Raw genomic sequence first — 13,143 nt, 5'->3', positions numbered from 1 at the left:
ATGCTGAAGCAGCATAAAATAAGGAGAAAAAGATTGGATGTAAGTATTTTTGACGTGACAGGCCCGATTATGATTGGGCCGTCAAGTTCCCATACGGCAGGGGCGGCAAAGCTAGCCCGAATTGCCCGGCAAATTGTGGGAGTGCCTTTTACGCATGTTTCGTTCGGATTATACGGTTCTTTTGCTAAAACCTACCAAGGGCACGGTACAGATAAAGCGTTAGTAGCAGGCGCACTGGGACTGAGAGAAGATGATGAGCGATTGAGGGAAGCCTTTTATCTGGCGAAGAAAGAAGGCCTTACTTTTGACTTTTATGAAACTGATTTGGATGGAATGCATGAAAATTCTGTTAAAATAACATTTTTTCGGACAGATGGACTGAAAACGGAGATCATAGGCTCTTCAATCGGAGGAGGGCAGATTATCATTAAATATATTGACGGATTTGAAACGGAAGTAACAGCACAATCACCGACTTTGGTAATAAGGCAATATGACAGGAAAGGTGTTGTCAGCGATATTTCTGCTGTGCTTGCAAATAATAATATAAACATTGGTATTATGAAGCTTTCCCGCCTTGCAAAGGGGAAGGTTGCTTCTACCATTATTGAAACCGATGATATGATTCCATATAAAGTAGTAGAAAGCTTAGGACGTTTGGAAAATGTTATTTCTGTGAAAGCAATTGAAAGTTCCGTTTGAAGCGGGAGGTTTTATGTATAACAATATGCAAGAGCTTTTGGAGCTGTGTAAAGAAAAGAAATCATCGCTTTGGAAGGTCATTTTAGAGAACGAAAAGCAGATAAGTGAATGCACCGAGGAAGAAATTTGGAGCAATTTAAAAAGCCGCTATGCCGTCATGGAGGAAGCAGCAAAAAAGGCAAGAAAAGAACCGCTTTCTACAGCCGGAAATCTGATTTCAGGCGTAGCATTTAAGCAGCAATCTTATTCGGAAAAGAAGGGCACCATATGTGGTCCCTTTATCAATCGAGTGATGGCGTATGCGCTTTCTTGCAGCGAGGTCAATGCTGCTATGGGAAAAATTTGTGCGGCGCCGACTGCGGGTGCATGCGGAATTGTTCCGGCAGTATTGCTTGGCTTTGCCGAAGAGAAAAAATTAGAGCATGCTATTGTTTTACAAGGACTGATGACAGCTTCTGGGATTGGTGCGATTATAATGAAAAATGCGACCGTTTCCGGAGCGGAGGGCGGCTGTCAGGCAGAATGTGGTGTGGCAGCGGCAATGGCAGCGAGCGCCGCAGTTGAGATGAGCGGAGGCACGCCAGATCAGGCTCTACATGCATGCTCAATTGCCTTGATGAACATTACGGGACTTGTTTGTGATCCGGTTGCGGGGCTGGTACAGGTACCTTGTGCACAGAGAAATGCATCGCAGGCAGTCAATGCACTGCTCAGTGCGGATTTGGCACTGGGCGGTATGGAAAGTATCATTCCAGCCGATCAGGTGGTGGACGCCATGTACCGAGTAGGAAAATTACTTCCGTATCAGCTCAAGGAAACGGCATTAGGAGGATTGGCACAGACTTCACGAGGAAAAGAATTATTAAATGAAATTTTAAAATAAAAAAATGAAAGAAAGAAGAGAGGGGGAGCCGGCCTTTGGAACAAAATAAATATGATATTCTTATAATCGGCGGAGGACCGGGCGGCTACGAAGCTGCTTTTCGGGCATCTGAGCTTGGCTTGAAGACCGCTGTTGTAGAAAAAGAACAGATAGGAGGGACATGTTTGAATCATGGCTGCATTCCGACCAAAACACTCCTTCACGCAGCTAAATGGTATCGCAATGCAAAAGAGTTTGATGCGATTGGACTGCATGCAAACGATGTGAGATATGATTCAGAGAAAATGCATGAACGTAAGGAAGAGGTAATAAGAACTCTTCGTAACGGAATTCTTTCATCGTTTCACTCAAGAAAAATAGATTACTTGAATGGGACTGCAACGATAACGGGGAGACAGCAAGTAGAAATACAAGTCAATGAACAGGGTGAAGATCTGAACGCAGAGAAAAAAATTCTTTATGCTGAAAATCTTTTGATTGCAACAGGGGCAAAGACAGCGATTCCTCCGATATGCGGGATTGAGCTTCCGGGTGTATGTACCAGTGAGCAAATGCTTGAAAAGGAAATCTGCTCACAAAAAACACTCATCATTGGAGGTGGTGTGATCGGAATGGAATTCGCCACAATGCTGAGTGGATTTGGAAGCGAGGTCATTATAGTGGAGGCAGAAAAGCGCATCTTGCCTTTATTCGATCGTGAGATTGCACAGAAATTATCGGTTCACCTGAAAAAGAAGGGTATTCAAATCAAAGCAGGTGTACAGGTGGAAAAAATTCAGCAGATGAAAAAAGACGGAAAAGAGATTTTGCTTGTTCATACATCAGATGGACTTTCAACTGAGACCGAGACAGTACTTGTTTCTGTGGGACGAAAACCGAATATCGATGGACTTTTTTCTGAGTGCTTTATGCAGTCAGAGGGAGCTTCTTTAAAAATAGAAAAGGGGAGGCTGCTTGTAGACCAGAATTATGAAACTTCGATAGCCGGTATTTATGCGGCCGGTGATGTGACTGGCGGTGTTCAGCTTGCACATATGGCGGCTGCGGAAGGAATTTGTGCAGTAGAAAGCATCGCAAAGGTCAAACACAGTATGAATTTAGAGGCTGTACCTTCCTGTATTTACAGCGATCCGGAAATTGCGTCAGTCGGTATGACACCGGAGGAAGCAAAATCATGTGGTCTGCTTGTAAAAACAGGAAAATACTTAATGACAGCAAATGGAAAGGCTTTAATCGAAAATCAGCAAAGTGGCTTTATCCGAGTGCTCTATATGGAAGAAACAGGTGTTGTCATCGGCGCACAGATGATGTGTGAAAGGGCAACAGACCTGATTTCTGAACTGGCGACGGCTGTGGTCAATCAACTCACTGTGGAACAGCTTATTTCGGTAATTCGACCGCACCCAACTTTTTGTGAGGGAATTGGGCTCGCGATTCGATAAAAAATACATTTTATCTTTTCTTGACAAGAAACGATAAAATGAACTATAATAGATTGTTATTAAGATATCTGTTTCAGGGCGAGGTGTGATTCCTCACCGGCGGTGATGAGCATAGGCTATGAGTCCGCGAGCCGAAAGGCAGAGTTGGTTAGAACCCAATACCGACGGTATAGTCCGGATGAAAGAAACACGACTCATTTTTTGAATGGATGTGCGCGTTTGGCCTTGGATTTAATTCAAGGTCAATTTTAATTACCTGACAGATTCCTACATTGAAGCAGCTTAAATAAGAAAGCAGAGGGAGGAATCATTATGAAGGATTCACAGAAGAGCAACAATACGGTAAGAGGGCAATCTCAGAGAACAGCAAAGCTGGTGAAGATGGCGATGCTGGCAGCTATTTCACTGGCATTGGTTTTGATTGTACGCATTCCTTTTCCGCCGGCACCTTTTTTAGTGTATGACCCAGCGGATGTTCCTATTTTTATAGGGACCTTTGCGTTTGGACCAATGGCAGGTTTTATGATTACGGCAGCGGTGAGCTTTATCCAGGCATTTCCTTTGGGGGGGGATGGACCGATTGGATTTTGCATGCATCTGTTTGCAACGGGAAGTTTTGTATTGGTAGCCGGATTTCTTTATCAAAAAAATAAAACCAGAAAAGGCGCAATCCTTGCTTTGTTTAGCGGAGCCTTGATCATGACTGTGACTATGCTTTTATGGAATATTCTCATTACGCCGATTTATATGGGTGTCCCGCGAGACGTGGTAATGGGTATGATTGTGCCAATTGTATTGCCGTTCAACCTTCTCAAATCAGGGATTAATGCAGTGATTACTTTTGTCACGTATAAATCCATAGCGAAATTTTTGCATAGATAAGTAAAAAACAGATTGTTTTAAGACTGCCGGACAAAAATAACAATGGTTATTGCCGGCAGTTTTTTCATGAAATGGGAATGAATTTTTGCAGATTTCCATCGACAAAAAGTACATAAAAGTGATATGATAAATTGAATTGATTTCGGAATATAAGAAAGGGAAACGATCGCCATGAATCAGTCGGTAAAGGGTATGATCGCAGCAATTGCATCATCTACATTGTTTGGATTTAGTTTCTTATTTACAAAACAAATAACTGCAACCGTTTCAGCATTTTCTCTTTTAGGCTGGCGCTTTCTTCTTGCATTTTTAGCAATGAGCTTATGCATCGCAGTGGGGATATTTAAAGTAGATTTTAAGGGAAAAAACTTTAAACCGTTGTTATTAATGGCGGTTTTTCAGCCGGTTTTATATTTTACCGCTGAGACATTTGGAATTAGCTTGACAACGGCATCGGAGAGTGGAACGATTATTGCTTGCGTCCCGATTGTTACACTGTTAACTTCTATTTTGTTTTTAAAAAAATATCCATCTAAACTTCAAGTGATTGGGATTTTAATTTCTTTTGTGGGAATTCTATGGATGGTTCTTATAAAAGGAGCATCCGCAACCTGTAACTTAATCGGCTATTTGATTCTCTTTACCGCGGTTATATCTGCGGCGATGTTTACCGTATACTCGACGAAAGCAGAACAATTTTCAAGTGTTGAAAAAACTTATATTATGTCTTTTTTTGGAGCGGTAAGCTTCATCAGCTTTGCCTGCGTAGAACAGGCTTTAAATGGATCACTTTTTGACTTTTTTATGCTGCCGATTCGTAACCTGCAATTTTTACAAGCGATCCTTTATTTGAGCATCGGGTGTTCCGTCCTTGCTTTTATCTTGATGAATGCTGCGATTAAGAGCATCGGAGCAAACCGCATGACCTCTTTTGTTACGCTTACAACGGTTATTACCGTCATTGCCGGAGTTGTGCTTTTGAAGGAACCATTTTCTCATTTACAAGCTTTTGCGACATTCCTTGTTATAGTTGGTGTCTATTTGGCAAATCAGACACCAAAGGGTGCCTTGCCGGAAGAAGTTGTACAGAACTCTATAGAATTAGAGCCGCAGGAAGGAGAAGTATCTTTATGAATCAGGCAAAAAAGTGGATTATGAAAAGTGAAAAAGATACAGTGCAATTTGGTATAGCTCTTTCCAGTCAATTAAAAAAAGGAAGTATCGTAGCACTGATTGGAGATCTTGGTACGGGAAAAACGGCTTTAACGAAGGCAATTGCAGAGGGACTTGGAATAAAGGAAATGATTACAAGCCCGACTTTCAGCATTGTGCATGAATATTATGACGGAAGACTGCCTCTTTATCATTTTGATGTCTATCGCATCGGTGAGATCGAGGAAATGTATGAGATCGGATATGAAGAGTACTTTTACGGAGAAGGCGTTTGTGTTGTAGAATGGGCAGATATGATTCAAGAATTACTGCCAGAAGAAAGCATTACGATTACGATTTCCTATGGAGAATCGGAAAATGAACGGATATATTATGTGGAAAATTATGATTTAGAACCGGAAGAGGAATGAATATGAATTTATTGGCAATTGAAACAACGGGTGCGAATGCATCAGTAGCAATTATAAATGAAAATAGGAAGATTTGGGAGGAACACTGCGATGAAACGCTGAATCACCTGCGTCTTTTGGTCCCTATGATTGAACGTTTGCTTGCAAAATGCGGTCTAGACTTAAAGGAGATTGGCGGTATTGCCGTGTCGGAAGGTCCCGGCTCTTTTACAGGAATTCGAATCGGCATGTCGACGGCAAAAGCACTGGCACAGACTTTGAACTTGAACATTGTATGTGTGCCGACCTTAAAAGCTTTTGCATACAGCACTGTAGATGAAAAAAGGGTGTTGTGTCCGATTTTTGATGCAAGAAGGAGCCAAATATATACAGGAGCATACCTTTGGGAAGAACAGGGGGGTTGCACACAGCTGGTTCCGGATGGTGCTTATGCATTGGAAGAGTTTCTGGAGCGGATCAAGACGGCCATGAGAAAAACAGAGAAAAATGAGATTTTGTTTTTTGGAGACGGCATTTCTGTTTATAAAGATAAAATAGAAGAGTGGGTACGTATGCAGAACACAGCATCCGCAACTTCACGTCTCCATGTGTCCTTTGCACCTGAAGAGTTGCGCTATCAAAGAGCATCTTCCGTTGCAGCGCTGGGATACAAACTTTGGGAGCAAGGAAAAGCACAGAATTTATTTCAGGTTAAACCTGTTTATTTACGGCAGGCAGAAGCACAAAGAAAATTAGATGAGGCAAAAAGGAGACTCGTGCATGAATGAAATTTTGATTCGAGAGGCTGAGGAACGTGACATCAAGGAAATGGCGAAATTGGATCAAATGAGTTTTGCGATGCCATGGAGTGTGGATTCATTTCATGATGAGATCGTAAGTAATGAATTGGCGTTTTATATAGTAGCAGAAATACAAGGAAAGCTGATTGGATACGTTGGTTCCTGGATTATTTTAGACGAAGGACATATTACCCATGTCGCAGTCAATCCCGATTATCGCAAAAAAGGAGTTGGACATGCTATGCTTTCCCATCTTTTTGATTGTTGTAAGGAAAAAGGTGTTCTTAGCCATACATTAGAGGTTCGTCCATCCAATCAAGCTGCTTTGACACTTTATGGGCAGTTTGGTTTTAAAGAGGCAGGAAGACGAAAAGCATACTATGAGAATAATGGAGAAGATGCATTAATTCTTTGGAGACATACCAAAGGTGAACCGATGAAAGTTTAATGATAAATTTAAAAAAAAGAATAGAAAAAAGGCAGTAAGCTATACTAATTTTAAAATGAAAATTTTTTAAGTTACGTATAGCCGAGGTCATACTTCTCGGCAGAGGAGGAAAAAAATGAGATGGAATATCACTTCAGGAGATGATTACTATACAAACGATCAGGATTATTATCCAAATGATCAGGACTTTTATTCAACGTCATCTTATTGCAGCCGATTTACACGGCGTGGAGATGTGACTGTATTTAACATGAGTGATTACCAGTCCTGTGAGAATTGCAGGCATATGACCGCGGATAATCAATGCCTTTTGAAGATGCAGGGTCAATTTACCAGCAGCCGTTAAAGCTTGATTCCATGGCGAGAGGGAATTCCATTGACCTGCTTAGAAAGGGAAATAGAAATGAAGGATGGAAAATGGATAACGATGGGGATTGAAAGCAGTTGCGATGAGACTTCTGTCGCAATTTTGCAAGGTGGAAGAACCGTGTTGTCAAATGTGATTTCCTCTCAGATAAAAGTACATCAAGTTTTTGGAGGTGTTGTGCCGGAAATTGCAGCAAGGCACCATCTAGAGAATATCAACGGGGTATTGCAACAAGCTTTAGAGGAAGCGGAGGTGTCGCTTGAAGAGATTGATGCAATTGGTGTGACTTATGGCCCGGGGCTAGTCGGTGCATTGTTGATCGGGCTGGCAACGGCGAAGGCGATAGCCTTTTCATTGAGGAAGCCTTTAGTGGGTGTGCATCACATTCAAGGACATATCAGTGCAAATTTTATTGAACATACGGAGTTGGAACCCCCATTTTTAGCACTTGTCGTATCAGGTGGCCATACGCATATCGTGGATGTAAGAGGTTATAATGAATATGAGGTTTTGGGAAGGACGAGAGACGATGCGGCAGGAGAAGCCTTTGATAAAGTAGCACGTGTCTTAGGATTGGGTTATCCGGGAGGACCTAAAATTGATAAAATTGCAAAAGAGGGGGATGCAAAAGCCATTGAATTCAAGCGAGTCTATTTAGAAAAAGGCAGCTTGGATTTTAGCTTCAGCGGCTTAAAGACCAGTGTCCTAAACTATTTGAATGCGGAGAAACAAAGAGGGACAGAAATTCATGCTGCGGACGTTGCAGCCAGTTTTCAGCAGGCTGTCGTTGATGTGATTGTTGACAAAGCAATTTTGGCTGCAAAAACATGCGGAAAAAAGAAAATTGTATTAGCCGGCGGGGTCGCGGCAAACAGCAGATTGAGAAAAGACCTGTCTGAGGGGTGCAAAAGAGAGGGAATTACACTTTATGCACCTTCTCCTATCCTTTGCACGGATAATGCAGCGATGATAGCTTGTGCGGCTTATTATAAGTATCAGGAAGGTCTTGTAAATGATCTGACCTTGGATGCCTGTCCGAATTTACCCTTGTAGAGATAAATCTTAATAAAAAAGAGGAACCGATTTGTTTTCATGGATTTTACTTCATCGTAAATGACCCCGATCGACGGGATGGCATTTATAGGTTCGAAGTAAAAGTGGAGACAAATGAGTTCCTCTTTTTGATTTATTATCTGTTTTTTTATAAATCGAATGCTGTTTCTATTGCGATAAAAAGCCACGGTAAAAACATAGCAGGAATCATATTTGCAACTTTAATTTGTGGCTTGTCCAAAATAAAATTGATACCGATGGCTGCAATGATTAAACTGCCGACTGCCGACATTTCTGTAATAATTTCCGGTGTCATCAGGTCTTTTACCAGACCGGAACAGAGTGCAATGGCAGCTTCATATAAAAAAACAGGGATGGATGAAAAAGCTACACCGATACCGAGTGAGGAAGCAAACATGATAGAGAATACTCCGTCTAATATGGATTTTGCATACAGCATATCGTGGTTCCCTTGAAGTCCGCTGTTCATACCGCCGATCACGGCCATAGAACCGGTACAAAAAATGACACTGGCGGTTACAAAACCTTTTGAAAAATTTCCTTCTCCAAAACCCATTGCATTTTCTGCCCATTTACCGATGCGAGTCATTTGTTTGTCAATATCGATGAGTTCGCCGAGGGCACTCCCTAGGACTAAAGAGAGAATCAAGAGTATAATTCTTTGATTCTGCAACGAGCCGCTAATCCCTATAAAAAAAACACTTAGACCAAGCGCTTTATTTGTTATGTCCTGAAAACGTTTCGGCAGCCCTTTTAATACAAAGCACCCTAAAAGGGCACAGACAATAATGGTGATTCCGTTGACAATTGGTCCCAGTAAATGTTGAAACATAACGATTTATCCTTTTCTGCGATATTCATTTTATTTTAATTCTATCTTTTAAGTGCAATAAAATCAATCCTATTTTAAGCCGCGAATCTCAATATCTACGTACATAATATTAAATGCAGTCATTTTTTCTACTTCGGAAGCAATGTTTTTTTGAAATTGTTTGGCAGTTTGCAGCATGTTAGTTTCGAATTTTGCATAAATCGGAACTCGAATGCTCAAACCATCCGGAGCATTATGAACTGCTATCCGCAAGACAGAGGCAATTCCGGAGCTTTGTGCAGCGATATAACCTACAATTTCTGATATGACACGATCAGAGATAGAGTAATCACCCAGATAGCTGTAGGTAGGACGAACTACAGTTTTTTCATTAAAAGAAGGCCGTTCAGGAGTCTTTCCCCTAAAAATTCGCATAGGGTCTAAAAAATATCCGGAGAATTGCCGCTTCACTTGGAACGTGGGAGCTGGTATAACATGTTTCCCAAGTTCTTGCCGCTGTTTTTTTGCTGCTTGTCGTTGAGATATTGTTGTAATTGCTTCGATAGAAATAAATTCGGAGACAGAGGGAAGCTCCAAACGATCGGTAATGCGTAAAATCATTTTTTCAGACGTTCCTAAGATAAGGAGACTGGTAGGCTGAAGTTCCTTTATTTTTTCACTTACCTCTAGCCGGTGTGCTTCATTTGAAAAAAGTGCAGTTTTTACAGCGCCTATCTTTGTTGCTTGTCGTTTTGCGGATATTCCGGCTTGAATGCCGGTTCCGTAAATAAATAGTCCGTCATCAATGATTGCCTCTATGTTACGCTTACGACAGAGTGTCATTGCTTGAAAGCTTTTTCCGGTTCCGCTTTTCCCTACTAAACCATAAATTTTCATATTCACCGCACTTTCTTCATCATATAAGGAGAAAATTCGTTAAGAGAGCATGGCTCCTTCTGTAGAAATAATCTTAACAAGAATTTATGCTTTCTGACAAAATATTATTGTTAAATTGAAGGCGATCTGCTATAATAACGGTACTTACTTTAAAACATAACAAAGGAGGAATTAAATTATGGCATATGTAATTAGTGAAGCTTGTATCAGCTGTGGAGCTTGTGTAGCAGAATGTCCTGTAGATGCAATCTCTGAAGGTGATGGCAAATATGAGATTAATGCTGAAACTTGCATCGAATGTGGTGCTTGTGCAAATGCATGTCCTGTAGATGCTCCGGCACAGCAGTAATTGTATCCAATAGAGAACAAAAATAACCGTTTCAAGTGAAACGGTTATTTTTTTATGATTACTCCATATGGTTGATGTGGTATGCTAAAGAATGTAAGCTGTCACTCAAATGTACATTTTCTAAAGCAATGCTGTCTCCGACATCCAAGTCCATTGGCGCAAAATTCCATATTCCCTTGACTTGACCTAAAATTAGTTTGTTCGCTATTTCTTGTGCACTGTCTTTGTTTGTGCAGATGATACCGATATCAATTTGATTTTCTTCTAAATAAGCTTCTAACGTATTGGAATCCATGACTTCAATATCATTGATCCGCAGACCGATGAGTCTTGGATTGATATCAAACATTCCGCAAACGATGAAGCCGGCTTTATAATAATGCGTGTAATTGGCAAGCGCCTGACCTAGGTTGCCGCATCCCACAATAATCATTTTATATTCTTGATCTAACCCTAATATATTACCGATTTGTGTGTAAAGACCTTTGATATTGTAGCCGTAGCCTTGTTGCCCGAATCCGCCGAAATTATTTAAATCTTGTCGAATTTGTGATGCGGTGTAGCCGATTAGTTTACTTAAATCATTAGAAGAAATCCGGTCAATGTCCTTTTTCATTAATTCTTCAAGATACCTTCGGTATCTTGGAAGGCGTTTGATTACTGCCTTTGAGATTTTTCCATTGTCTTTCATTCTTTTTCTCCATTTCAGCAGACATATTCCTATATTATGCATTGTTTTTTTTGATAAAAAAAGCACAATATAACTATGTGTGCCATTATAGTTTGTATCCTTTTTGTAAAAATAAACACAACTTCACCCTTATTATAGCATTTAAGTACTGGCGATACAATAAAAATAATGATAAAATAAAATCTTAGCTGGTAAATTCCATGCTAAAAAAGTATAAAATGAGGAAAAACTATGATTGTAGTATCAGCGAATAATTTAACAAAGCGATATGGTATCGAGCCTGTACTGGCAGGGCTTTCTTTCCATGTCAATAAGGGGGATCGTATTGGTATTGTCGGAGCAAACGGTGCGGGGAAAACGACTTTACTTAATATATTGGCAAGAGAATTGCATCATGATGAAGGCGACTTTTTTGTGTCAGATAGTACAACCTTTGGGTATTTAAAACAAAAAGATCAGTTTGAATCAGAAAAAACTGTTTATGAAGAAATGCTGGCTATTTTTGGAGATGTGATTGCAATGGAAAAAGAACTTTCTGAGCTTTCGCAGGAAATTGCAGATCAATCTGCAAAGGGTGAGGATGTACATAAGCTCCTGCATAAATATGATGAAATGGCAGAGGCTTTTAAGGATAGAAACGGATATGGGTATAAAAGTGAAATAAAAGGTATACTAAATAGCATGGCTTTTCCAGAAGAATTTTTCGATAAAGAAATTTCACTGTTAAGCGGAGGAGAACGTACAAGGCTTGCGCTGGCAGCATTGCTTTTAAGAAAACCGGATATTCTTCTATTGGACGAGCCCACCAATCATTTGGATATTGGAACCTTAAAATGGCTGGAACAATATTTAAAAATGTACTCGGGTACAATTATTTTAATTTCTCATGATCGTTATTTTTTGGATCAAACAGTTAATCGAATTTTTGAAATTGAGCACCATAAATTAATGACTTATGACGGAAATTACACACAATATGTCCAGAAAAAACGCTTTCGGGAAGAAGATGCCTTGCGTCAATATGAAAATCAGCAAAAAGAAATTGCACGCCAAGAAGAAATGATCCGGAGATTTAAACAGCATGGCACGGAAAAGCTGGCAAAGCGTGCTCAATCACGTGAAAAACGGTTAGATAAAGTGGAAAAGCTTGAGCGGCCAGAAGCAAAACTCGGCAAAATGCGAATCCATTTTAAAGAAAAATTTTCAAGTGGAAATGATGTTATATTTGCAAAAGACCTGTCAAAATCCTTTGGATTCGGTCCGGAGCGAAGACAGCTATTTTCCGGTGTGGAAATGGATATAAAAAAGGGAGATCGCATCTGCTTGGTTGGACCAAACGGAATCGGAAAAACGTCGCTGCTTAAAATAATCATGGGAGAATTGCAGGCAGATACGGGGCAAATAAAAGTGGGGCATAATGTTGTATTTGGTTACTATGATCAGGAGCAAAAGCTGATGAGTGGAACGAATACAGTATTGGAAGAGCTGCATAATGATTACCATTTATACAGTGAAACAGAATTGCGCTCCCTTTTAGGGCGTTTCTTATTTCGAGGAGAGACGGTATTTAAACAGGTTGGTATGTTGAGCGGTGGAGAAAAAGCAAGACTTGCATTGCTCAAATTGATGCTTTCCGGTGCAAATGTCTTAGTGATGGACGAACCGACCAACCATTTGGACATTGAATCGAAAGAAGTATTTGAAGAAGCACTGATCGACTTCCCGGGTACACTTCTTTTGGTATCACATGACCGCTACTTCTTAAATAAAGTACCTTCCAACATCTATGAGCTGTCCGAGAATGGCATGACGACGTATGCCGGAGGCTATGATTATTACCTAGAGAAGAAACAATCAATTGCTTCAGGAAGAAATTACTTGGATGAATTAGCAAAACACACAGGTGCAGCACAGTCTTCTGAGGTGAGTACTGAGGAACAAAGCAATAAGGAAAAGAGACTGGAGCAGCGCAAGCTTGCAAAGGAAAAAGAAGCGGCGAAACGACGCCGAGAAAAAAGATTGAATGAATTGGAAGAACAAATTGCATCCCATGAAGAAGAAATTTCCAATATTGAAGAAGAGATGTGCAAGGAGGCTGTTTTCTCTGATTTTGAGAAGAGTAAACAGTATCACCAACGCTGTGCAGAATTAAAATTGCAATTAGAGGAAATTTATGAAGAATGGATGATTCTAAATGAAGAGAATGGCGAATAGAAGAGTACAGAGAGGAAGATT

15 protein-coding genes and 1 riboswitch are annotated in these 13,143 nt (G+C 40.5%); of the genes, 12 read left to right on the top strand and 3 right to left on the bottom strand.

Translation table 11 applies throughout. The features are described 5' to 3' along the window. Positions 1–33 precede the first annotated feature (33 nt). The 10 genes from sdaAB to tsaD all read left to right on the top strand — a co-directional run bounded on the left by sdaAB (position 34) and on the right by tsaD (position 8,139). On the top strand, positions 34–702 hold the full coding sequence (gene sdaAB, locus U5921_RS04660) for an L-serine ammonia-lyase, iron-sulfur-dependent subunit beta (protein WP_324825304.1): 669 nt from the start codon (positions 34–36) through the stop codon (positions 700–702). A gap of 13 nt (positions 703–715) precedes the next feature. Continuing rightward, positions 716–1,585 (top strand): L-serine ammonia-lyase, iron-sulfur-dependent, subunit alpha, encoded by an 870-nt coding sequence (sdaAA, locus tag U5921_RS04655; RefSeq protein ID WP_324825303.1) that lies wholly within the window; start codon positions 716–718, stop codon positions 1,583–1,585. 35 nt (positions 1,586–1,620) lie between these two features. Next, a complete protein-coding gene (gene lpdA, locus U5921_RS04650; protein ID WP_324825302.1) occupies positions 1,621–3,027 on the top strand; it encodes a dihydrolipoyl dehydrogenase in 1,407 nt (468 codons plus the stop codon). Between the two features lie 65 nt (positions 3,028–3,092). Then, a riboswitch (FMN riboswitch) is annotated at positions 3,093–3,221 on the top strand. Positions 3,222–3,339: 118 nt separating this feature from the next. Continuing rightward, positions 3,340–3,909, top strand: a complete 570-nt coding sequence (locus U5921_RS04645) for an ECF transporter S component (protein WP_324825301.1) — start codon at positions 3,340–3,342, stop codon at positions 3,907–3,909. 171 nt (positions 3,910–4,080) lie between these two features. Beyond that, the gene (locus U5921_RS04640; protein WP_324825300.1) at positions 4,081–5,043 is read left to right on the top strand and encodes a DMT family transporter; all 963 of its coding nucleotides are present in this window, start codon (positions 4,081–4,083) and stop codon (positions 5,041–5,043) included. Next, on the top strand, positions 5,040–5,492 hold the full coding sequence (gene tsaE / locus U5921_RS04635; protein ID WP_324825299.1) for a tRNA (adenosine(37)-N6)-threonylcarbamoyltransferase complex ATPase subunit type 1 TsaE: 453 nt from the start codon (positions 5,040–5,042) through the stop codon (positions 5,490–5,492). Before U5921_RS04640 ends, tsaE begins: the two co-directional genes overlap by 4 nt. A 2-nt stretch (positions 5,493–5,494) precedes the next feature. After that, a complete protein-coding gene (tsaB, locus tag U5921_RS04630; RefSeq protein ID WP_324825298.1) occupies positions 5,495–6,259 on the top strand; it encodes a tRNA (adenosine(37)-N6)-threonylcarbamoyltransferase complex dimerization subunit type 1 TsaB in 765 nt (254 codons plus the stop codon). Next, complete coding sequence (gene rimI / locus U5921_RS04625) at positions 6,252–6,719, top strand: ribosomal protein S18-alanine N-acetyltransferase (RefSeq protein WP_324825297.1); 468 nt, start codon at positions 6,252–6,254, stop codon at positions 6,717–6,719. The genes tsaB and rimI overlap by 8 nt, the downstream gene beginning before the upstream one ends. 115 nt (positions 6,720–6,834) lie before the next feature. Further along, on the top strand, positions 6,835–7,065 hold the full coding sequence (locus tag U5921_RS04620; protein WP_324825296.1) for a hypothetical protein: 231 nt from the start codon (positions 6,835–6,837) through the stop codon (positions 7,063–7,065). A 57-nt stretch (positions 7,066–7,122) separates the two neighbouring features. Further along, positions 7,123–8,139: a tRNA (adenosine(37)-N6)-threonylcarbamoyltransferase complex transferase subunit TsaD gene (gene tsaD, locus U5921_RS04615; RefSeq protein ID WP_324825953.1), complete on the top strand. Its 1,017-nt coding sequence runs from the start codon at positions 7,123–7,125 to the stop codon at positions 8,137–8,139. 148 nt (positions 8,140–8,287) lie between these two features. On the opposite strand, the gene U5921_RS04610 is transcribed toward tsaD, so the two are convergent. Together U5921_RS04610 and U5921_RS04605 are read right to left on the bottom strand one after the other, a co-directional pair. Then, positions 8,288–8,992: a DUF554 domain-containing protein gene (locus U5921_RS04610; protein WP_324825295.1), complete on the bottom strand. Its 705-nt coding sequence runs from the start codon at positions 8,990–8,992 to the stop codon at positions 8,288–8,290. Positions 8,993–9,061: 69 nt separating this feature from the next. Further along, the gene (locus U5921_RS04605) at positions 9,062–9,868 is read right to left on the bottom strand and encodes a hypothetical protein (protein WP_324825294.1); all 807 of its coding nucleotides are present in this window, start codon (positions 9,866–9,868) and stop codon (positions 9,062–9,064) included. A gap of 178 nt (positions 9,869–10,046) precedes the next feature. Here U5921_RS04605 and U5921_RS04600 point away from each other — a divergent pair, with 178 nt between their 5' ends. Next, complete coding sequence (locus tag U5921_RS04600; RefSeq protein WP_324825293.1) at positions 10,047–10,217, top strand: DUF362 domain-containing protein; 171 nt, start codon at positions 10,047–10,049, stop codon at positions 10,215–10,217. A 58-nt stretch (positions 10,218–10,275) separates the two neighbouring features. Here the strand turns inward: U5921_RS04600 and U5921_RS04595 are convergent, their stop codons facing one another. Further along, a complete protein-coding gene (locus U5921_RS04595; protein WP_324825292.1) occupies positions 10,276–10,908 on the bottom strand; it encodes a redox-sensing transcriptional repressor Rex in 633 nt (210 codons plus the stop codon). 231 nt (positions 10,909–11,139) lie between these two features. Here U5921_RS04595 and abc-f point away from each other — a divergent pair, with 231 nt between their 5' ends. Continuing rightward, positions 11,140–13,122, top strand: coding sequence for a ribosomal protection-like ABC-F family protein (gene abc-f / locus U5921_RS04590; RefSeq protein ID WP_324825291.1), 1,983 nt, complete (start codon positions 11,140–11,142; stop codon positions 13,120–13,122). Positions 13,123–13,143 lie beyond the last annotated feature (21 nt).

Source organism: Sinanaerobacter sp. ZZT-01 (assembly GCF_035621135.1).
In the GTDB taxonomy this organism is placed as follows: Bacteria; Bacillota; Clostridia; order Peptostreptococcales; family Anaerovoracaceae; genus IOR16.
This window is presented reverse-complemented; position numbering and strand designations above follow the sequence as displayed.